Source organism: Lentzea albida, from assembly GCF_900111005.1.
In the GTDB taxonomy this organism is placed as follows: Bacteria; Actinomycetota; Actinomycetes; order Mycobacteriales; family Pseudonocardiaceae; genus Lentzea; species Lentzea albida.
The window spans coordinates 31170-51745 of the sequence record NZ_FOFV01000004.1 but is presented as its reverse complement, the minus strand read 5'-3'; the positions used below and the strand labels follow the sequence as shown (position 1 = coordinate 51745).

The 20576-nt window shown below is 70.1% G+C and carries 23 protein-coding genes; 12 read left to right on the top strand and 11 right to left on the bottom strand.

Annotated elements, in window-relative coordinates; translation table 11 throughout:
* Window positions 1-732: 732 nt before the first annotated feature.
* Both hpf and secA read left to right on the top strand, forming a co-directional pair.
* A complete protein-coding gene (gene hpf, locus BMY74_RS12150; protein WP_089914515.1) occupies window positions 733-1398 on the top strand; it encodes a ribosome hibernation-promoting factor, HPF/YfiA family in 666 nt (221 codons plus the stop codon).
* 363 nt (window positions 1399-1761) lie between these two features.
* Window positions 1762-4713, top strand: coding sequence for a preprotein translocase subunit SecA (gene secA, locus BMY74_RS12145; RefSeq protein ID WP_089914512.1), 2952 nt, complete (start codon window positions 1762-1764; stop codon window positions 4711-4713).
* Window positions 4714-5098: 385 nt separating this feature from the next.
* On the opposite strand, the gene BMY74_RS44155 is transcribed toward secA, so the two are convergent.
* Complete coding sequence (locus BMY74_RS44155) at window positions 5099-5509, bottom strand: Rv3235 family protein (RefSeq protein WP_143091548.1); 411 nt, start codon at window positions 5507-5509, stop codon at window positions 5099-5101.
* 67 nt (window positions 5510-5576) lie between these two features.
* Here BMY74_RS44155 and BMY74_RS12135 point away from each other — a divergent pair, with 67 nt between their 5' ends.
* Both BMY74_RS12135 and BMY74_RS12130 read left to right on the top strand, forming a co-directional pair.
* Window positions 5577-5987, top strand: coding sequence for an HAD-IA family hydrolase (locus tag BMY74_RS12135; protein ID WP_089914506.1), 411 nt, complete (start codon window positions 5577-5579; stop codon window positions 5985-5987).
* An 85-nt stretch (window positions 5988-6072) separates the two neighbouring features.
* Window positions 6073-6372, top strand: coding sequence for a hypothetical protein (locus BMY74_RS12130; RefSeq protein ID WP_089914503.1), 300 nt, complete (start codon window positions 6073-6075; stop codon window positions 6370-6372).
* On the opposite strand, the gene BMY74_RS12125 is transcribed toward BMY74_RS12130, so the two are convergent.
* Window positions 6369-7118, bottom strand: a complete 750-nt coding sequence (locus BMY74_RS12125; protein ID WP_089915649.1) for a TrmH family RNA methyltransferase — start codon at window positions 7116-7118, stop codon at window positions 6369-6371. The genes BMY74_RS12130 and BMY74_RS12125 overlap by 4 nt on opposite strands.
* Window positions 7119-7224: 106 nt before the next feature.
* On the opposite strand from BMY74_RS12125, the gene BMY74_RS12120 reads away from it, so the two are divergent.
* Genes BMY74_RS12120 through BMY74_RS12110 form a run of 3 tightly spaced genes read left to right on the top strand, consistent with a single transcriptional unit; the run spans window position 7225 to window position 9779 of the window.
* Window positions 7225-7890: a phosphotransferase gene (locus tag BMY74_RS12120; protein ID WP_089914500.1), complete on the top strand. Its 666-nt coding sequence runs from the start codon at window positions 7225-7227 to the stop codon at window positions 7888-7890.
* Window positions 7891-7899: 9 nt separating this feature from the next.
* Entirely contained in the window at window positions 7900-9291 is a 1392-nt protein-coding gene (locus BMY74_RS12115; protein WP_089914497.1) for a WS/DGAT/MGAT family O-acyltransferase, read from the top strand.
* On the top strand, window positions 9288-9779 hold the full coding sequence (locus BMY74_RS12110; RefSeq protein ID WP_089914493.1) for a DUF6912 family protein: 492 nt from the start codon (window positions 9288-9290) through the stop codon (window positions 9777-9779). The genes BMY74_RS12115 and BMY74_RS12110 overlap by 4 nt, the downstream gene beginning before the upstream one ends.
* Here BMY74_RS12110 and BMY74_RS12105 read toward each other — a convergent pair.
* Both BMY74_RS12105 and BMY74_RS44985 read right to left on the bottom strand, forming a co-directional pair.
* The gene (locus BMY74_RS12105) at window positions 9776-10603 is read right to left on the bottom strand and encodes a GNAT family N-acetyltransferase (protein ID WP_089914490.1); all 828 of its coding nucleotides are present in this window, start codon (window positions 10601-10603) and stop codon (window positions 9776-9778) included. The genes BMY74_RS12110 and BMY74_RS12105 overlap by 4 nt on opposite strands.
* Entirely contained in the window at window positions 10604-10990 is a 387-nt protein-coding gene (locus BMY74_RS44985; protein ID WP_177229711.1) for a VOC family protein, read from the bottom strand.
* A 36-nt stretch (window positions 10991-11026) separates the two neighbouring features.
* Here BMY74_RS44985 and pruA point away from each other — a divergent pair, with 36 nt between their 5' ends.
* Window positions 11027-12655, top strand: coding sequence for an L-glutamate gamma-semialdehyde dehydrogenase (gene pruA / locus BMY74_RS12095; RefSeq protein WP_089914484.1), 1629 nt, complete (start codon window positions 11027-11029; stop codon window positions 12653-12655).
* A 7-nt stretch (window positions 12656-12662) separates the two neighbouring features.
* Here the strand turns inward: pruA and BMY74_RS12090 are convergent, their stop codons facing one another.
* The 6 genes from BMY74_RS12090 to aroA form a co-directional block, all read right to left on the bottom strand.
* Entirely contained in the window at window positions 12663-13145 is a 483-nt protein-coding gene (locus tag BMY74_RS12090; protein ID WP_089914481.1) for a hypothetical protein, read from the bottom strand.
* A gap of 86 nt (window positions 13146-13231) precedes the next feature.
* Window positions 13232-13765 (bottom strand): DUF3558 family protein, encoded by a 534-nt coding sequence (locus BMY74_RS44980; RefSeq protein WP_089914478.1) that lies wholly within the window; start codon window positions 13763-13765, stop codon window positions 13232-13234.
* Window positions 13762-14214: a hypothetical protein gene (locus tag BMY74_RS44975; RefSeq protein WP_089914475.1), complete on the bottom strand. Its 453-nt coding sequence runs from the start codon at window positions 14212-14214 to the stop codon at window positions 13762-13764. The genes BMY74_RS44980 and BMY74_RS44975 overlap by 4 nt, the downstream gene beginning before the upstream one ends.
* 26 nt (window positions 14215-14240) lie before the next feature.
* A complete protein-coding gene (locus BMY74_RS12075; protein WP_177229710.1) occupies window positions 14241-14756 on the bottom strand; it encodes a DUF3558 family protein in 516 nt (171 codons plus the stop codon).
* Between the two features lie 28 nt (window positions 14757-14784).
* Window positions 14785-15783: a ribosome small subunit-dependent GTPase A gene (gene rsgA, locus BMY74_RS12070; RefSeq protein WP_089914470.1), complete on the bottom strand. Its 999-nt coding sequence runs from the start codon at window positions 15781-15783 to the stop codon at window positions 14785-14787.
* Window positions 15784-15785: 2 nt separating this feature from the next.
* Window positions 15786-17054, bottom strand: coding sequence for a 3-phosphoshikimate 1-carboxyvinyltransferase (gene aroA / locus BMY74_RS12065; RefSeq protein WP_089914467.1), 1269 nt, complete (start codon window positions 17052-17054; stop codon window positions 15786-15788).
* Window positions 17055-17139: 85 nt separating this feature from the next.
* Between aroA and BMY74_RS12060 the strand changes: the two genes are divergently transcribed.
* Complete coding sequence (locus BMY74_RS12060; RefSeq protein ID WP_089914464.1) at window positions 17140-17829, top strand: SOS response-associated peptidase; 690 nt, start codon at window positions 17140-17142, stop codon at window positions 17827-17829.
* Window positions 17826-18437 (top strand): alpha/beta hydrolase family protein, encoded by a 612-nt coding sequence (locus BMY74_RS12055; RefSeq protein ID WP_089914461.1) that lies wholly within the window; start codon window positions 17826-17828, stop codon window positions 18435-18437. The genes BMY74_RS12060 and BMY74_RS12055 overlap by 4 nt, the downstream gene beginning before the upstream one ends.
* On the opposite strand, the gene BMY74_RS12050 is transcribed toward BMY74_RS12055, so the two are convergent.
* The gene (locus tag BMY74_RS12050) at window positions 18434-19291 is read right to left on the bottom strand and encodes a DUF7916 family protein (protein WP_089914458.1); all 858 of its coding nucleotides are present in this window, start codon (window positions 19289-19291) and stop codon (window positions 18434-18436) included. The two genes, BMY74_RS12055 and BMY74_RS12050, sit on opposite strands and share 4 nt — an antisense overlap.
* 65 nt (window positions 19292-19356) lie before the next feature.
* Here BMY74_RS12050 and BMY74_RS12045 point away from each other — a divergent pair, with 65 nt between their 5' ends.
* Window positions 19357-19902 carry a DinB family protein gene (locus BMY74_RS12045; RefSeq protein ID WP_089914455.1) on the top strand — a complete coding sequence of 182 codons (546 nt, stop codon included), beginning with the start codon at window positions 19357-19359 and terminating at the stop codon, window positions 19900-19902.
* A gap of 129 nt (window positions 19903-20031) precedes the next feature.
* Window positions 20032-20532 (top strand): hypothetical protein, encoded by a 501-nt coding sequence (locus BMY74_RS12040; RefSeq protein WP_089914452.1) that lies wholly within the window; start codon window positions 20032-20034, stop codon window positions 20530-20532.
* Window positions 20533-20576 lie beyond the last annotated feature (44 nt).

Genomic DNA, 20576 nt, shown 5'->3' with positions numbered 1-20576 from the left:
GCACGCGAGCCGGTTGATCGAGGTCTCGACCGCCACCGCGAGCACCTCCCAGGGTGACTCGCTCAGGGGCCGCCCACACCCCCGAGTAGTTAACGATTATTCACGTATGGAGCTGACCAGCGGTTATTAGAGGAAATGTCGGTACGTGCCGCCCCTATGGTGATCGACTGCCTTGTCCGCGATTGGGCGAAATCCGCCGTTCAGCCCGGCGTGACTGGGTCGTGATCGGGCGTTGCGGCCCCTCTGTCCGGTCAGAAGAAGTGCGCCTCGCGTCCACGGAGTGGTTCGGAATCGATCTCTCCCCGGTTTCGGGAACATGACGCGCGGGTCGCCCGTTGGCTGGGTATGAGGCCGCGACTGGAGCCGTTCGACGCAGCGACGCTGCCGTCGAGTGCCGGTCCGGGCCTGCGCCGTTCGGGTGAGCGAGGGGCTGAGGGGTTTGGTTCGGAGCACGCTCGGGAAACGTCTGACAACACGCAGTCGTCGCGCTGCGTAGTCACCAAAAAAACTCGTCGTTCCCCCGGCAAGGGGGCTTACGCGACGGTGAATCCCAAGCTAACGTGCACCGCTATCAGCGTTCCCGGCCCTCGGGGAGGAGGCGAACAGCCCATGATCCTGGCGCCGTGAGAGCTGAGGGAGACGACCCTCTGCGACACATCCGCGATCCAAGATCGCCACGGCGCTTTAAATGCAGTCCAGCCATAGCTCGCAGCAAAGCGAGGGAGGTCGTGTATGGACATCGTCGTCAAGGGCCGCAACGTCGAGGTGCCCGATCACTACAGGGTGCACGTCGCCGAAAAGCTGGCCCGGCTTGAGCGCTACGACCGCAAGGTCATCCGCTACGACGTGGAACTTTTCCACGAGCCGAACCGCAGGCAGTCGAAGAACTGCCAGCGGGTCGAAATCACCGGCAAGGGACGTGGACCCGTGGTCCGTTCCGAAGCCTGCGCGGGTGACTTCTACGCCGCGCTCGATTCTGCGGTCGCGAAGCTCGAGAACCGCCTGCGTCGGTCGCACGACCGCAGGCGCGTCCACCACGGGGCCCGCGCCCCGATCTCGGTGGCCGAAGCGACAAGCGGACTGGGTGATCCGTCCGCCGGCGAAAGCATGACGTCGCGCCGCGCCAAGACCGCGGTGCTCGACGCCCCCGAGGCCGACTACGAGGGCATGGCGGAAGTGCCCGCGCAGCGTTGGGAAGAGGGCCTCGAAGACAAGTTGCCCGGACGCGTCGTACGCGAGAAGGAGCACGCCGCCAAACCGATGACCGTCGACCAGGCCCTCTATGAGATGGAGCTGGTCGGACACGACTTCTACCTGTTCGCCGACACCGAATGCGGGCGCCCGAGTGTCGTCTACCGCCGGAAGGGATTCGACTACGGCGTGATCAGGCTGGCCTGACCCGCGCGAACCCACGTTCCTCCGACCGCCGCCGCCCCGCACCCCTCGCGTGCGGGGCGGCGGCGTGCGTCTACCGCCGGTCGGACCCAATCGGCGCCCCGTCGTTCACCGTGAAGGTGGAATCCCGCGGGCCAGGAACCTTTACGCGGTCCTCATGCGTTCTCCACAGCAGTAGCCGAGGTGGGGGTACCGGCGGCAGGCGGTTCGGGAAGATCGCAGAATCGGCACCTGACCTGCGCATACCAGGTCCGGGGCGTCAATCCGCCTGTGTCCGTGCACACATCTTGGCGACTTGCCTACGATGGGCAGGGGAAAGGCGTCCGACGTGGGCGCGCCGCGATACAGGTGATGAGGTCTATCCAGATGGTGCTGTCCCGACTGCTCCGCTCCGGCGAGGGCAAGATGCTCAAGCGCCTCCGCAACATTGCACAGCACATCAACCACCTGGAAGACGAGGTGGTGGACCTCTCCGACGCCGAGTTGCGCGGCAAGACCGAGGAGTTCAAGAAGCGCTACGCCGAGGGCGAGACGCTCGACGAACTGCTCCCCGAGGCGTTCGCCGTGGCCCGCGAGGCCGCGAAGCGCACCCTGGGCCAGCGGCCCTACGACGTGCAGATGATGGGTGGAGCGGCGCTCCACCTCGGGCAGATCTCCGAGATGCGCACCGGTGAGGGCAAGACGCTGACCTCGGTCATGCCGGTCTACCTCAACGCGCTCGCGGGCAAGGGCGTCCACGTCATCACCACGAACGACTACCTGGCCAAGCGCGACGCGGACTGGATGGGCCGCGTGCACCGCTTCCTCGGCCTCACGGTCGGCGCGATCCTCTCCGAGATGACGCCGGAGCAGCGTCGCGCGTCCTACAACTCGGACATCACCTACGGCACGAACAACGAGTTCGGCTTCGACTACCTGCGCGACAACATGGCGTGGAGCCTGGACGAGTGCGTGCAGCGCGGCCACTTCTTCGCGATCGTCGACGAGGTCGACTCGATCCTCATCGACGAGGCCCGCACGCCGCTGATCATCTCCGGCCCGGCCGAGCAGTCCGCCCGCTGGTACACGGAGTTCGCGCGCCTGGCCCCGCGCATGCGCGGCATCGACGTGACGCAGATGTCGCAGAAGGACCGCCTCGAGGTCATCGAGGAGAAGTCCAAGTCGTACCACTACCAGTACGACGAGAAGAAGCGCACGGTCGCCGTCACCGAGCTCGGTGTGGAGTTCATCGAGGACCAGCTCGGCATCGACAACCTGTACGAGGCCGCGAACACGCCGTTGGTGGGCTACCTGAACAACGCCCTCAAGGCGAAGGAGCTCTACAACCGCGACAAGGACTACATCGTCCGCAACGGTGAAGTCATGATCGTCGACGAGTTCACCGGCCGCGTGCTCGCGGGCCGCCGCTACAACGAGGGCATGCACCAGGCCATCGAGGCCAAGGAGAACGTCGAGATCAAGGCGGAGAACCAGACCCTCGCCACGATCACGCTGCAGAACTACTTCCGCCTCTACGAGAAGCTCGGCGGCATGACCGGTACCGCCGAGACCGAGGCGGCCGAGTTCCACCAGACCTACAAGCTGGGCGTCGTCCCGATCCCGACGAACCGCCCGCCGCAGCGCAAGGACCAGCCCGACCTCGTCTACAAGAGCGAGGAGGCGAAGTTCGACGCCGTCGCGGACGACATCGCCGAGAAGCACGAGAAGGGCCAGCCGGTCCTGATCGGCACGACGAGCGTCGAGCGCTCCGAGTACCTGTCGAAGCTGTTGGTGCGCAGGGGAATCCCGCACGAGGTGCTGAACGCGAAGCACCACGACCGCGAGGCGCTGATCATCGCGAAGGCGGGCCGCAAGGGCGCCGTCACCGTCGCGACGAACATGGCCGGTCGCGGTACCGACATCGTGCTGGGCGGCAACCCGGACATCATCGCCGACCACGAGCTGCGCGACCGCGGCCTCGACCCGGTGACCACGCCGGAGGAGTACGAGGCCGAGTGGGCCAAGGTCGTCGAGGAACTGACGACCCAGGGCAAGGCCGAGGCCGACGAGGTCCGCGAGGCCGGCGGCCTCTACGTGCTCGGCACCGAGCGCCACGAGTCGCGCCGCATCGACAACCAGCTCCGCGGCCGCACCGGCCGCCAGGGCGACCCCGGTGAGTCGCGCTTCTACCTGTCCCTGCAGGACGAGCTGATGCGCCGCTTCAACGCGTCCATGGTCGAGATGGTCATGACGCGCCTGAACGTGCCGGACGACGTGCCGATCGAGCACAAGATGGTCACCCGCGCCATCCGCAGCGCGCAGACGCAGGTCGAGCAGCAGAACTTCGAGATCCGCAAGAACGTCCTCAAGTACGACGAGGTCATGAACCGCCAGCGCACGGTGATCTACGCCGAGCGCCGCCGCGTCCTCGAAGGCGAAGACCTGAGGGAACAGGTCGAGCACATGATCGTGAGCGTCGTCGAGGAGTACGTGAACGGCGCCTCGGCCGACGGCTACGCCGAGGACTGGGACTTCGACAAGCTCTGGACCGCCCTCAAGACCCTCTACCCGGTCTCGCTGGACCCGAAGGAGATCCTCGAGTCCGATGAGGACGTCACGCGCGAGTACCTGCGCGAGATCCTCGTCGAGGACGCGCTGAAGGCCTACCGCGCCCGCGAGGCCGACATCGAGGGCCGCGTCGGCGAAGGCGCGATGCGCGAACTGGAGCGCCGCGTCCTGCTGTCCGTCCTGGACCGCAAGTGGCGCGAGCACCTCTACGAGATGGACTACTTGAAGGAGGGCATCGGCCTGCGCGCGATGGCGCAGCGCGACCCCCTGATCGAGTACCAGCGCGAGGGCTTCGAGATGTTCAACGCGATGCTCGACGCGCTGCGCGAGGAGACCGTCGGCTTCCTCTTCAACCTCCAGGTGGAGGCAGCGGAGCCCGAGCCCGCCCAGCCCGAGGTCCCCGTGGCCGTGGGCGCCGCCCCGCAGCCCCTCCCGCAGGTGTCGGGCAACGGCGGCGGAAGCGGAGCCCGAGCCCGTGCTCGCGCCGCAGCCGCCGCCCAGCAGCAGGCCCAGCAGCAGTCCCAGGCCCCCTCGGGCCCGGCCATGGCACAGCTGGCCAGCGGCAACGCCATCCCGCCCGCCCTGCGCGGCAAGGGCCTCGGCGCCCCCGGCCAGCAGAACCTGAGCTACAGCGGCCCGGCCGAGGACGGCGGCGTCGAAGAGCACGCCGAGGCAGGCGGCGCGGCGGCCCAGCAGGGCGGCACCCGCAAGGAGCGCCGCGAGGCGGCCCGCCAGGCGGCGAAGAACAACCGCCAGAACAAGAACCGCTGACCCACCGCCAGACCGCACCACCACCGCGTGGGCCGCACTCCTCAGGGGTTGCGGCCCACGCGGCTTTTCGGCGTGTGGAGGGGGACGGCGGAGGGCGCCTGGGGTGGCGGGGTGGAAGGCGGCGGGCGCCTGCAGGGCGGCGGGCAAGGCGGCGTGGGCCGGAGTGAAGCGGCGCGGGCCAGGACGAGGCATCGCCATCACGCATCACGGTGGTGATGCCGAGGCGTCCCTGCCTCCGCGGGCTCTGAGCAGCGGTGATGACCCAACCCCAATCGCGATCGTGGCAAAGCGGCGATGACATGACCCGGCTCGACACAGTCCAAGCAAGCCGAGCCCGCACGCACTCGAGCCCGCACGCACTCGAGCCCGCACGCAACCCGAGCCCTCACTCCAGCACCGTGAACGACGTGAACCACCACCTCCCACCCCGGTGCTCCACCCGAGCCGCCACCGCGAACACCCGCCCCTCCCTCCGCACGGTCACCGAAACCTCCGCCACGAACCGAGCCGGCCGGCACACGCGAGGCGCCCGCACCATCCGGGTGCTCCGGGCCTGCACCGCCCCCGCCAGCCGGGCGGCGACCGGAGGCACCGCCACCTCCCGCAGCAACCGCGCGGCACGCCGGCCGTCCAGCACCTCCAGCACCACCCCGAGCAACCGGGCGGCATCCAGCGGAGGCGACGGCGGCTCCGGCACGGGAACCCACACGGGCCTCGGCCGCGGCCGGGGAATGACGTGGGCGACGGCGCCGACGGGCGGCTCGTACGGGGACAGGCGACGTACTACTGGGGGCATGCCGGACTAGGCGCGTCAACCGCGGGATCAGGACAACGAGCACCCGAAAGTGGGTACGGTCCGGGGCGTGCTGAAAGCCCTGGTGCTCGACTACGGCGGTGTCCTGACCGATCCCGGCGAGGACAACCCCGCGGAACCCCCGCTGCTCACCGCGTTGCGCAAGGCGAAGCAACTCGGCCTCAAGACGGCGCTGCTGTCCAACGCGGACGGCTGGTGGCAGCCGCCGCGAGAGCTCGACGGGCTGTTCGACGTCGCGATCATCTCCGGTGAGGTCGGGCTCGCGAAGCCGGACGTCGACATCTACCTGCTCACGGCCACGAAGCTCGGTCTCGAACCGGGTGAGTGCGTCTTCGTGGACGACCTCGCGGTCAACATCCACGGCGCGGTCGAGGCCGGCATGGTCGGCGTCCACCATCGGTCGACACGGTCCACCCTCGAGGAGTTGGAGATCCTGCTAGCGATCGCGCTCCGCGATTGAGGGTTCACCCCGCAGCGTCATTGCCCCTTATTCCGAAACGCACTAGCGTCGATTTGGTCGGCCTTCGGATTGCATAGGGGAGAAAATGCGAAGAATTGTCGCTTGTGTTGCGGTCGCCATTGCAGCCACGGCAATTGCATCACCCGCGCAGGCGCAAGAACGCGGTTGCTACGAGGACTACCTGCGGGACGGGCGCACCGTCGAGGTCTACTGCGACGACGGCAGGCCCGGGCGGTTCCGGGCCGTCGCGCACTGCACGAACGGCCTGGGTGTCTGGGACCAGTACGGCACGATCGGCCGGGTCAGGGGCGAGCCGTCGGTCGCCGAGTGCACGTCGTTGCTCGGGTACCCGCGGGTCAACGGGTACCACGTCGACTGGCTCTAGGGCTGGGCCCGGCGCACGAGTTCGAAGCACAGGACGGCGGCCGCTGAGGCCACGTTCAGCGATTCCACGCCCGCCGCCATCGGAATCGAAAGCCACGACGTGATGTGCGGACGCACGTCCTCGGTGATTCCGGCCGTTTCACTTCCCAGGACGAAAGCGGCGCGCGCAGGAAAAGAAGCGGAATAGATCGTGTCGGACGCGTGGGAATCCAGCGCGTAAAGCGGGAATCCCGACGCGCGCAACAGAGCGGAGGCCTCCGCCGAGGTGCCGCAGCGCAGCACGGGCGCTCGGAAAGCCACTCCGGCGGAGGCCTTCACCACGAGCGGGTCGATCGAGGCGACGCCGCGGCGCGGCACCACGATGCCGTCGATGCCCGCGGCGGTCGCGGTGCGCAGGATCATGCCGACGTTCGCGGGCGTGGTGATGCCGTCGAGCACCAGCACGGACTTCAGACCGCCCTCTTCCAACGCCAGTGCCAACGGCTTCATGCGCGGCGCGACCACGTCGGCGAGCACGCCCTGGTCCTGCTTGCCGTTGCCCGCCAGCACCTTCACGCGCTGGGCGGTGGCGCGCTGGACGGCCACCCCGCGCGAACGGGCGGCGTCGAGGATCTCGCGCGCCGCCGGGCCGCGCGCGGTGTCGGCGAGCACCACCTTGTCCACCGAGAGCGCCGGGTCGTCCAGTGCTTCCAGCACTGGCTTGCGGCCGTAGACGGTGACGAAGCGGTCCTTGGGCGAGATCTCCACGAGGAAGAGGGTGACAGAGGCCCCCACCTCGGGCTCAAACGGGTGAAGAGCTCCACTAGAGCCGTTCGGCCCTTGTGTTTCGGATCATATCGATGATGATCGTCACATGACGGCAGGTATGCGCAGCGTCGCGCAACGTCAACATCTCGCGAGCGGTCAGGACTCGGACGTGTTCATCCGGTCCGACGGGCTGCTCGTCAAACGCACGCGCACCGGTCGTGACCTGCGGCGCGAGGCCGAGATGATGTCGTACCTGAGCGGGTACGGCATCCCCGTCCCGCGCGTGCACGAGGCCACCGAGGACGAGCTCGTCATGCAGTACGTGCCCGGCCCGCGCATGTCCGAGGAGATCGGCCGCAAGCCCTGGCTCGCCGGCGGCCTCGGCGCGGAGCTCGCGGACCTGCACCACCGCCTCGACGTCATCCCGGCGCCCGACTTCCTCAGCGGAGAAGGCGACCTGCTGCACCTCGACCTGCACCCCGGCAACGTCGTGCTCGGCCCGGAGGGCCCCGTGGTCCTGGACTGGGCGAGCGCCACGAAGGGCGACCGCAGGCTCGACGTCGCGCTCAGCTGGGTCTCGCTCGCGGTCGCCCACCTCGCGCCCGTCAAGAAGCTCACGCGCTGGCGGTTCCTCCGGTCGTTCATGGCCAACGTGGACCCCAACGCGAAGGACGCGATCCCGGAGGCCGCGCGCATCCGCCTGGCACGGCACGACCGCGATCCGCGTGAACGTGCCGCTCTTCAGAAGCTGATGGACCGCCGACCGCACTAGGCTGGGTGCATGCCGGACCGACTGTCAGCGCTGGACGCCTCGTTCCTGTACCTGGAGGGCTCCACGACGCCGATGCACGTCGGCGGTGTCGCCGTGTTCAAGAGGCCCAAGGCCGGATTCGACTACGACAAGCTCGTCGACCTCATCGAGCAGCGCCTGAGCCTCGTGCCGCGCTACCGCCAGAAGGTCGTGCACGTCCCAGGCCGCATCGCACGGCCCGTGTGGGTCGACGACCCGGACTTCGACGTCACCTACCACGTCCGCAGGAGCGCCCTGCCCAAGCCGGGCAACGAGACGCAGCTGCACGACCTCATCGCGCGCCTGATGTCGCGCCCGCTCGACCACTCCCGCCCGCTGTGGGAGATCTACCTCGTCGAGGGCCTCGAGAAGAACCAGACGGCGGTCATCACCAAGACCCACCAGGCCATGGTCGACGGCATCGCGTCGCTGGAGATCGGCCAGGTCATGCTGGACGTGTCGCCGACGCCGCGCACCAACGTCGAGAACCTCTGGATGCCGCAGCCGGAGCCCAGCTCGCTGCAGCTGGTGGCCGACGCGGTCACCGACATCGTGCAGCGCCCCGGCGAGCTCGTGGAGAACGTCCGCAGCGCCGCCCTCGACACCGTCAACACGGTCGAGAAGGTGTTCAACGCGTTCAGCGTCCTCGCGAGCGCCGTCCGCACGGCCGCCACGCCCGCGCCCGGCACGCCGCTGAACGTCCGCATCTCCTCGCCGCAGCGCCGGTTCGCCGTCGCGCGCGCCCAGCTCGACGACCTGCGCGCCATCCGCAAGCAGCACGGCGGCACGGTCAACGACGTGGTGCTCGCCGCCCTGTCCGGTGCCCTGCGCAACTGGCTGCTCAGCCGCGGCGAGAACGTCACCGGCAGCACCACGATCCGCGCCATGGCACCGCTGAGCGTCCGCGAGGCCGACCCGGAGTCGGGCAACAACGTGAGCGCCTACCTGGTCGACCTGCCGGTCGGTGAACCGAACCCGGTGGTGCGCCTGCACCACGTGAGCCACGCGATGCGCGCGCACCTGGAGTCCGGCCAGTCCGTGGCCGCCGACGCGCTGGTGAAGGTCTCCGGCTTCGCGCCGCCGACGCTGCACGCGATGGGCGCGCGGGCCGCGAGCTCGTTCAGCCGCCGGTTGTTCAACGTGATCGTCACCAACGTCCCGGGCCCGCAGGTGCCGCTGTACGCGGCGGGCGCGAGAATGACCGAGATCTTCCCGGTCGTGCCGCTCGCCAGGAACCAGGCGCTCGCCATCGGGGTGACGTCGTACGACGGCGGTGTGTACTTCGGGTTGAACGGCGACCGCGACGCCATGTCCGATGTGGACGTTCTCGCGACCATGGTCGAGGAGTCGGTGGAGGAACTGATGGGGACGGCGAGCGCATGAGGGTCTACATCCCGGCCACGGTGCCGATGCTGCGCCAGTTCGTGGACAGCGGCGAACTGGCCCCGGTCACCGGCACGGCCTTCGCGCTGACGCCGGCGCTGCGCGAGTCCTACGCGGCGGGCGACACGGAGGAGCTGGAGTACGCGGCCATGCTCGACGCCGCACGGGCCTCCCTGCGGCTGCTGGCCGCCGACGAGAAGGCGGAGCCGCGGCGCGCGGTGCTCGCGGTCGACATGGACGACGTGACGCTGCGCCCCGACCTCGACTTCTCGGTCGTGAAGGTCGGCGGTTCGTTCACGCTGAAGGACGTCGCCTCCGTGCACCTCGACACGGCCGAGGCCGAGGAGGACGTGCGCGCGGCGGTCGACGTCGTGGACGCCGCGGACCTGGGCGACCCGGACGCCGAGTTCACGCTGGGCAGCGCCGAGGACCACGAACTGGCCTGGTACGCGGCGCAGGAACTCCCGTTCGTGCTGGAACTCCTCTAGTCGCGGCGCTGGTCGTGCACCTCGGGCAGCGCGGTGAACCCGGCTGCCCGGTAGGTGGCGACGGCGCCCGCGTTCGAACTGGGCGTGCAGACGAGCGCGCTCGACGAGCCGAGCGCGCGCAACGCGGCCGCCCCGGCGAGGGTGATCGCCCTGCCGAACCCCTTGCCCCGGTGGTCGCGGTGCACGCCCATCGGTTCGACCAGCCCGGGCCTGCCGGGGCCCGCTGACCACACGGTGATCGCCGCCGCCGCGTCGTCGCCGTCGAACGCGACCAGGCTCCAGGCGTCGGCGTACGGGGAACCGGCCGCCATCGCGTGCCACCGGTCCTCGGTGAACGTCGACTTCTCGAACGACGCCCGGACCACGGCGGCGTGCACTTCGGCCCGGTCGGCGCCGATCACCTCGACCCGCACTCCGGGGTCCTCCACGGGCGGGCCGAGATCACGGCGCAACGGCGTCCACGGCACGTCGGACCGCCAGCCGCGCTCGAACATCAGCTCCTGGAACCGCGTGCCGCGCGGGGATTCCACGTAGACGGTCCCGGCGGGCAGGACCCCGCGTTCGGGCGAGGAGATGTCGTCGGCCAGCCGCACGGCCAGCTCTTCGTCGGCGCGCGCGTCCGGCGCGATCGTGAACCGCAGCAGGTCGGCGCCGTCCAGCAGCCCGACCGCGACGATCCGCCCGCCGCCGCGCCAGATCCGGATCGCGTCCCCGGTCGCCTCGGCACCGAAACGCCGGTACCAGCCCAGGTCTCCGGGGTGGAGCTGGAACGGCTGGTCGTCGTGCTGCCACTCCCGCAGCGCGCATGCGGCCTCGTCGAGCACCTACATCCCTTCCGCGGGCTCCCACAGCTCGATCCGGTTGCCCTCCGGGTCGACGCACCACCCGAACAGCCCGAACTCCGAGTCCTCGGTCTCCGGCAGCACCTCGACACCGCGCGCCTTGAGCTTCGCCATCAGCGACACCAGGTCGTCCACCCGCAGGTTCAGCATGGTGCGCTGGTCGGGTTCGCCGATGTACTCGGTGTCCTGCGCGAACAACGCCATCGTCGTCGTGCCGGGGAACTCGTTCGAAGCCGTGTCGAGCCAGTGGAAGGTGACGGTGCCCTTTTCACTCATCGGCACGCCCAGGTTCTCGCGGTACCAGGCGGCCAAGCGCACGGGATCCCGTGAACGCAGGAAAACCCCGCCGATGCCAGTCACCCGCGCCACCCGACGGACCCTACTACTGCGTGCCACGATGGGGGAATGGACGCAGTCACGTCTGCACCCGAACCGGTCAACGAGCCCGTGCGCACCTACGCACCCGGTAGCGCCGAACGGGCGAGTCTGCAAGCACGCATCGCCGAGCTCGAAGGCACCACGCACGAGCTGACGATGACCATCGGCGGTGAGCAGCGCATGGGCGCCGGCGACCGCATCAACGTCGTGCAGCCCCACGACCACAGGCACGTCCTCGGCGTGACGGCCCAGGCAGGCACCTCCGACGTGGCCGACGCGATGCGCGCCGCTCAGCACGCCGCACCGGGCTGGCAGGAGCTGCCGTTCGACGAACGCGCCGCCGTGCTGCTGCGGGCGGCCGACCTGCTCGCCGGCCCGTGGCGCGACACCCTGAACGCCGCCACGATCCTCGGCCAGTCGAAGTCCGTGCAGCAGGCCGAGATCGACGCGGCGTGCGAGCTCATCGACTTCCTGCGCTTCAACGTCCACTTCGGCCGCCGGATCCTGCAGGAGCAGCCGATCTCCTCGCCGGGCGTGTGGAACCGCATGGACCACCGGCCGCTCGACGGGTTCGTCGTGGCCATCACGCCGTTCAACTTCACCGCCATCGCGGGAAACCTGCCGCTCGCGCCCGCCCTGATGGGCAACGCGGTGCTGTGGAAGCCGTCACCGACCCAGCAGCTCGCCGCGCACTTCACCATGCGCCTGCTCGAAGAGGCCGGTCTGCCGCCGGGCGTGGTCAACCTCCTCACCGGCGACGGCCAGGCGCTGGGCCAGGTCGCGTTGCGGGACAGGTACTTCGCCGGCCTGCACTTCACCGGCTCGACGCGGACGTTCAAGTCGTTGTGGCAGACCATGGCCGCGAACCTCGACGTCTACCGCGCCTACCCGCGCGTCGTCGGCGAGACCGGCGGCAAGGACTTCGTGCTGGCCCACGCCTCCGCCGACCCGCAGGCGCTCGTCACGGGCCTGGTGCGCGGTGCTTTCGAGTACCAGGGCCAGAAGTGCTCGGCGGCCTCCCGCGCGTACATCGCGCGGTCGCTGTGGGAGGGCGGGGTCCGCGACCAGCTGCTCGACATCATGAAGTCGTTGTCCTACGGCGATGTCAGGGACCTCTCGACGTTCGGCGGTGCCGTGATCGACGCCCGCGCGTTCGCCAAGCACAAGGAAGCGCTGCTGATGGCGTCCGCGTCCACTTCGGTCGAGGTGCTGGCCGGCGGCTCGTGCGACGACTCGGTGGGCTACTTCGTCGATCCGACCGTGCTGCTCGGCACCGACCCGCACCACGACATCTTCACGACCGAGTACTTCGGCCCGATCCTCGCCGTGCACGTCTACGAGGACGCGGACTTCCCGACGATGATGGAGACCATCGACACGTCCACGCCGTACGCGCTGACCGGTGCCGTCTTCGCGCGTGACCGCACGGCGATCGAGCAGGCGCACCGCGCGTTGCGGTTCGCGGCGGGCAACTTCTACGTCAACGACAAGCCGACCGGTGCCGTCGTCGGGCAGCAGCCGTTCGGCGGGTCGCGCGGGTCCGGCACCAACGACAAGGCGGGCTCGATCTACAACCTGCAGCGGTGGACGAGCCCGCGGGCGATCAAGGAGACCCTGGTGCCGCCCACGGACCACCGGTACCCGCACATGGGTTAGGTCCGCGCTACTTCGGCAGCCTCTCCAGCGCCTTCAGCGTCAGCTCCTGGGTGAGCTGCCCGATGGCGTCGGGGTCGGGGTGCCGCCTGACCACCTCGATCTCGATCAGCTGGCCGTCCCGCACCTCGACGACGCCCTCGCAGGTCACCAGACCCGACGCGTCCGCGCACCTGCGCGTCATCGGGCGGTCGTTGATCACGGCTCCGTAGCCGCCGTTCACCATGAGGCGCTCCGACTCCTCCGCGAACGGCTTCAGGACCAGGTCCAGTTCGACCTGGGTGCGGCTGGAGGTCCAGTCGCAGTCTCGGACAGTCGACCCGATGGCGCTCCGCGCCGACCGGTCGTCCACCTCGAACACCTCGTCCCCGCGCAGGAGCGAGCAAGCGTCGGCGGTCTCGAACCCCGGCGGCTCGGGTCGCGGTTGCTCGGCGGAGCACGCGCCCAGGCCGAGCAGTCCGAGGATCGCGGCGGCTCCCAGTCGTCTGATCACAGGGTGAGTGTGGCTCACGGCCACCTGCTCGATCCGTGGAATCGTCCAAGCCGCACGGCATCGGCGCTCGTGGACGGGACAGCGCGTCAGGACGTGACGACCATCCGCTTGAAGGCCTTGCCCGCGTAGTCCTGGACGGCCTTGGCGACCTGACCGCTGTTGGCGCCGGGCACGAGCACGACGACCTCCAGCGACTCGGTGGCGTTGACCGCGACGATCTCGGCGCACTGCATGCCGTTCTGCATGCTCGCGCACGTCACCGCCGCCGAGTGCCCGTCGCCGACCAGCAGTTCCATGGCCTGGTCCGGTCGCTCGTAGACGCCGGCGAACCGCACGAGCACCATCTCGTCGCCGTCGGTTCCGGGACCGACCTGGAACAGGCAGGACCGCGGGTCGGCCGGGCTCGGCGCGGGCGTTCCGAACAGCGGCTCGTCGAAGTCGGAGGCCTCGAGCACCCGGCACGGATCGGCCGGCAGCTTGCGCGGTGTGTCGAGGCGCGGCGACGTCGTGGCGACCGTCGTCTCGGTGGTCGTGGTCGTCGCGGTGGTGGACGGCGCGGTCGCGACCGGAGTGGACGCGCAGCCCGCGAGCAGGAACGCCAACGGCAGCAGGCGCCTCACTTCGGCAGCCTCTCCAACGCCTTCGCCGCCAGCCCCTGCGTCGCCTGGCCGACGGCGTTGAGGTCGTGGCTGCGCTGCAGCACGGTCAGCCCGATCAGCTCCCCGTCCCGCACCTCCACGACGGCGTCGCACGTGACCTCGCCCGACGAGTCGACGCACTTGCGCGTCAGCGGCCGGTCGTTGATCACGCCGCCGTAGCCCCCGTCGGCCAGCAGCTTCTGCGACTCGTCCGCGTACTTCGCGCTCACCAGCTTCAACCGCACGGTCAGCGCGCCGAACGGGTAGTCGCACTGCCGCTCACCCTTGGCCGGGGTGCCGTTCAACTGGCCCGCGTCGCCGGACTGCAGCAGCGCGCACGGGTCGGTGTCGGCGAAGGCCGGGGCTGCGGGAGGTTGCTGGGTCGAGCAGGCAGTCAGGGCGAGGAGCAGCACCGGAACCAGTCGGATCATGAGGACAACCTTTTCATCCCCGCGACTCACGACGACTTCGGCAGGCGGTCGAGCACGTACTGGACCAGCATCGTGCGCATGCGCAGCATCCACGACTCGTCGCTGTCAGGGTCCTGCATCGTGATGGTGAGCGTGCGCGCGTAGCCGACCGCCGCCCACACCCCGCAATCCAGCTTGGACGCGTCGGTGTCGCACGCGAACCACATGGTGTGGCCGTCCATCTGTCCCTGGTGGCCGTTCGGGTTGTCCTTCTTGACCTCGTCGTACTCGACCTCCTGCAGGCTGACGAGGACCGTCAGCGTGCCGAAGGTGTACTTGCAGAGCCCTGCTTTCTCCGCCGCGGGTGGTGCGGACGGCGGGTCGAGGAACCACTGGCTGCCGTCGGTCGGCAGCGCCTTGCACGGGTCGAACGCGGCCAGGTTCCGCGGCTTGTCGATCCGCGGTGACGTCGTCGGCACCGGCTTCGGTGGTGGTCCGGGGATCTCGGCCGTGCACGCGGTGAGGGCAGCGCACAGCACGGCGACCCCCAGAAGTCTGTTCACGGGGGAAGTGTGACTGATCGGCGCAACCTCAATCCGCGTGATCGTCGCGGCCGGCCCGGGACGCCAGCAGCCGCCGCAACGACGCGAGACGGCCCGGCGCGTCCGGCACCAGCTCGTCCAGCATGCAGCCCGGGTCCTCGGGGGAGCCGAGGTGGCCGCAGCCGGGCGGGCACTCCTCGGCGGCCTCGGCGAAGTCCGGGAACGCCTTCACGATGTCGTCCGGCGTGATGTGCGCGAGGCCGAACGAGCGGATGCCCGGCGTGTCGACGACCCAGCCGCCCTCGGGCAGCCGCAGCGCCACGGCCTGGGTGGAGGTGTGGCGGCCCTTGCCGACGCCGGACACGACGCCGACCGCGCGGTTCGCGTCCGGCACGAGCTTGTTGACCAGGGTGGACTTGCCGACGCCGGAGTGGCCGATCAGGCACGACACCGTGTCTGTCAGGCGCGCCCGCAGTGCGGCGGGCTCCTCGTCGGAGCGCGTGACGACCACCGGCACGTCGAGTTCGGTGTAGAGCGCGAGCAGCGAGTCCGGGGAGGCGAGGTCGGACTTCGTCAGGCACAGCACCGGTTCCAGGCCGCCCGCGTACGCGGCGACCAGGCAGCGGTCGATGAAACCCGTGCGCGGCGGCGGGTCCGCCAGCGCCACGACCATGATGAGCTGGGAGGCGTTCGCGACGACGACCCGTTCGAACGGGTCGGTGTCGTCCGCGGTCCGGCGCAGCACCGAGGTGCGCTCCTCGACGCGCACGATGCGGGCCAGCGTGTCCGGTAGTCCCGACGTGTCGCCGACGATGCCGACCTGGTCGCCGACCACTACGGGCGTGCGGCCCAACTCGCGCGCACGCATCGCCGTGACGACGGCACCGGACTCCATCGCGCACGTCCAGCGGCCGCGGTCGACGCCGATGACCATGGCGGTCTCGGCGTCCGCGTGTTCGGGGCGTCTCTTGCTGCGCGGCCTCGTGCCCTTGCCGGGGCGCACGCGCACGTCGGACTCGTCGAGCTTGCGCCAGTCCCGCTTGCCCACTTCTACGCGCCCCCGGTGAGCATGGCGTCCCACATGCCGGGGAAGTCGGGGATCGTCTTGGTGGTGCTGCCGATGTCGTCGACCTCGATCCCCGGCACGACCAGGCCGATGATCGCGCCCGCGGTCGCCATCCGGTGGTCGGCGTAGGCCTTCCACACCCCGCCGTGCAAGGGGACGGGGTCGATGACCAGGCCGTCCTCGGTCTCGGAGGCGTTGCCGCCGATCGCGTTGATCTCGTTGACCAAAGCGGCGATCCGGTCCGTCTCGTGGCCGCGGATGTGCGCGACGCCGCGGATGGTCGTGCGCCCCTCGGCCAGCGCGGCCAGAGCGGCGACGGTGGGCGTCAGCTCGCTCTCGTCGCGCAGGTCGATGTCCACACCGGACAGCTTCCCGGGTCCGCGCACGGTCAGCCCGCGCTCCGACACCTCGACCGCACAGCCCATGCGCTCCAGGATGCCGCGCACCGCGTCGCCGGGCTGGGTGGTCGCGGAGGGCCAGTGCGGGATCGTCACCTCGCCGCCGGTCACCGCGGCCGCGGCGAGGAACACCGTCGCGTTCGACAGGTCGGGCTCGACGTGCCACGTGCGGGCATTGATGACGCCGGGCTCGACGCGCCACACGTTCGGCGCGCTCGTGTCGACCTCGACGCCGACCGAGCGCAGCGTCTGGACCGTCATGTCGATGTGCGGCAACGACGGCACGGGCTTGCCGTCGTGCCGGATCGTCACGCCCTTGTCGAACCGGGCGGCGGACAGCAGCAGCCCGGAGACGAACTGCGACGAGCCCGACGCGTCGATCGTCACCTCACCGCCGGGCACCGATCCCGTGCCGTGCAACGTGAACGGCAGCGCGTCGCCGTCGACCTCCACGCCCAGCGACCGCAGCGCACCCAGCACGGTGCTCATCGGCCGCACGCGGGCGTGCGGGTCGCCGTCGAACCGGATCTCGCCCTCGGCCAGCGCGGCGGCGGGCGGCAGGAAGCGCATGACCGTGCCGGCGAGGCCGCAGTCGACGTCGGCCGGACCGCGCAGCAGACCCGGCAGGACGTCCCAGCCGCCGTCCTCGCGGTCGGTGATCCCAACGCCGAGGGACGACAGCGCGGCCGACATCAGCACCGTGTCGCGGCTGCGCAACGGCGCGTGCACCGTGGACGGCCCGTCGGCCAGCGCCGCGAGCACCAGGACGCGGTTCGTGATCGACTTCGAGCCGGGCACCGGCACCGTCGAGTGGACTGGGCCGGGTGCGCTGGGAGCTGACCAGTGCTGAGTCATGCACGAATGATCCCGCATCCGCACCGGGACAGTTCGCACCGGTGTGCCGGACGTGGGATTATCGCAACTTCGGAGGTGATCGGTTTTGTGTGGTAGGTACGCCTCCACCAAGGACCCGGCGTTGCTGGCGGCCGAGTTCGACGCGGTGGACGGGACCGGCGACGAGGCACCGGGCCCGGACTACAACGTCGCGCCGACCAAGCACGTCATGGCCGTCGTCGAGCGCAAGCCCGAGGACGAGGAGCTGGAACGCAGCATCCGCGTCATGCGCTGGGGCCTCGTCCCGCACTGGGCCAAGGACCTGTCCGGCGCGGCCAAGATGATCAACGCCCGTGCCGAGACCGTGCTCACCAAGCCCGCGTACAAGCAGTCGGCGATGAAGCGGCGCTGCATCATCCCCGCCGCCGGGTGGTACGAGTGGCAGGCGGCCGAGGGGCGCAAGCAGCCGTACTTCATGACGCTCGGGGACGACACGTCGCTCGCGATGGCGGGCCTGTGGTCCGTGTGGTGGAAGGACGACGTCCCGACCGTCACGTGCGCGGTGCTCACCACGGAGTCCATGGGCGCGTTGACGGAGGTGCACAACCGCATGCCGTTGCTGCTGCCACAGGACCGCTGGTCGGCGTGGCTCGACCCGGCGTCGCTCGACCCGTCCGAACTGCTGGAGCCGGACCTGTCGATCGTCGAGGCGCTCGAGCTGCGCCCGGTCTCGACCGAGGTGAACAGCGTGAAGAACAACAAGCCCTCCCTGATCGAACGCGCAGAGCTGTCGTGACGACGCTGTTGGTGGACACGCCGCACGGCCCCGCGCGGGCCTCGCTGCACTGTGCCCACGAACCGCGCGCCGCACTGCTGCTCGGCCACGGCGCCGGCGGTGGCGTCGAGGCACCGGACCTGGTCGCCGCGTGCCGCGCCGCCAACTCCGTCGGCGTGCACGTGGCGCTGGTCGAACAGCCCTACCGCGTCGCGGGCCGCCGTGCCCCGGCGCCCGCGGGCCAGCTCGACACGGCGTGGCTCTCCGTGGTCGACGACCTGGGCGAACGCTGGTTCGACGGCCTGCCCCTGGTGTTCGGGGGCCGGTCGTCGGGCGCGCGCGTGGCCTGCCGGACGTCGGTCGAGGGCCAGGCCGTGGCGGTGCTGTGCCTCGCGTTCCCCGTGCACCCGCCGGGCAAGCCGGAGAAGTCGCGGATGTCCGAGCTCGACGGCGTCGAGGTCGCCACGCTGGTCGTGCAGGGCGAGAACGACCCGTTCGGCCAGCCGGGCGGGGCCCACCACCGCGAGGTCGTGCTGCTCAAGGGCGACCACTCGCTGAAGGCATCGGTGGCGGACGTGGGCCGATCGGTCGGGGAGTGGCTCGACCGCGTGCTGCGGCCGCTCGACTAACGCGCCATGCGGGCCCACGTGTGCCGGCGCCCGCGGATGGCGACCGAGTAGGCGTACAGCAGTTCGGGGTCGCCCATGCCCGGCAGGAAGCAGTCGCCGATGTGGTGGGCGTCGACCCCGATCTCCTTCGCGGTGAGCGCGAGGTGCGGCACGACGTTGGTGTGCGCACCCTCCTGGGACGTGCCGATCGCGCCCATGACGACGGCGCCCTTCTCGTGCACGGCCGCGACGGCCTCCGCGGCCGCCTCCCTGGTCACGCCGGGCAGTGTGCCCGGAATCGGCAGGATCACGCCGTCCGCTCCCGCGTCCACGAGCCGCGTCAGCTTGGCGGCGGTGATCGGTTCGGGGTGTCCGGCGTGGTGCATCTTGCCGACCCACAGCGCGGCGTCCGTGCGGATCTCCTCGGTCGCGCGGGCCATGCCGTCGAGCGAGCCGTCCGTGCTCGGGTTGGCCGTCAGCACGATGAGCGCCGCACCCGCGTCGGCGAGGCGGCGGGCGTTGTCCTGGGTGGCTTTGCGCAGGTCGGGAACGGTTCCCGGCTCGACGTTGACGCCGATCGGCCTGCCGATCCGCTCCGCCAGTTCGTGCAGGCTCGTGAGCTCACCGAGGCCGGGGAAGCGGAAAGTGGTGCCGTCCCAGACCCGGTCGATCATGTTCAGCACGATCACGTCGGCGCCGAACGCCGCCATCAGCTCGGCGTTGTGCACACCGGTCCGCCCGTCGAACGAGAGCGCGGCGCGGTCGGCGAACACCTCGGCCACCACGGTCCTGCCCTCGGACGCGGCCACGGCCGCGGAGAGGTCCGGCCCGCGCAGAGCCGCGAGTCCGGTGCGGTCGAGATCGAGGATGCGCACGTCTGCCTCCTGAATTGGTCTAAACCAAGTGGTGGCACCCTACGACTTCGGCTGGGATCTCGGCCATGACCGATCTCGATGAGCAGGGCAGACCCGAACCCCCGACCGATGGCGACGAACTCGCCACCCTCAACGGCTTCCTGGACTTCCAGCGCGCCACCCTCGCGTGGAAGGTCGGCGGCCTGACCGCGGACCAGCTCGCGCAGAAGACCGCGAAGTCCGAGATGACCCTCGGCGGGCTGGTGAAGCACCTCGCGTACGTCGAGCAGCAGTGGTTCCACGTCGTGCTGCACGACCGCGAGCCGCTGGAGCCGTGGAAGAGCGTCGACTGGAAGGCCGACTACGACTGGGACTGGCACTCGGCCGCCGACCACACCGCCGAGGAGCTGGTCGCGCTCTGGCAGGACGAGGTCGAGCGCTCCCGCAAGGCCGTCGAGGAGGCGCTGGAGACCGGTGACCTGGGGCAGCCGGCCAAGCGCAAGCCGTGGCGCGGAGACGACCGGACCGTGAGCCTGCGCTGGATCCTCACGCACATGGTCGAGGAGTACAGCCGCCACAACGGCCACGCGGACCTGCTTCGCGAGGCCGTGGACGGGCAGACGGGCGAATGAGCGGCTGACCGAATGGACAGGGCGTCGGCCGAAAGTACGGCAATCGCCCGTCCTGACAACCGAATGCGGATCAAGGTCGTCCCCTGTGGCGTAGGGGAACACCATTCGAGACGTATTCGGGGAGAACACGTGAACTCGTTCCGCAGGACCGCTGCCGCACTGGCAGCAGGCGCCCTCCTGGCCGTCGCGGGAACGCCCGCCGCACAAGCCGTCGAAACGAAGGCCGATGCGCCGTGGTGCACCGGTGACGACCTGGTGATCACCGCCCACGACATGCGCCCGACGACGACCCCGAACAAGGGGCACGTGATCAGGTTCGCCGCTGCCGAGGGAGTCACCTGCACGATCGGCGGCAGCCTGAGCAACGTGCGGTTCCTCGACGCCGGCGGCGCGGACATGAACGTCGCGCTGACCGGTGGCCAGGGCCAGTACACCGAGGCCACGGTGCACGGGATCTTCAGTGCGGTCGTCTACGTGGGCTCGCCCAAGAAGAGCTCGTCCGTGACGCCCGCGTCCGTCCAGTTCGACCTGCCGGGTCAGGGCAGCCTCGGTGACCGGGTCACCGTCGCGTGGCCGTCGTGGATCGGCACGCCCGTGACGTTCACGAACATCGGGTGGCCGGTCAGCTAGTGGCGCGTCCCAGAAGGTCGGCGAGGTGATCACGCTCAGCAGGG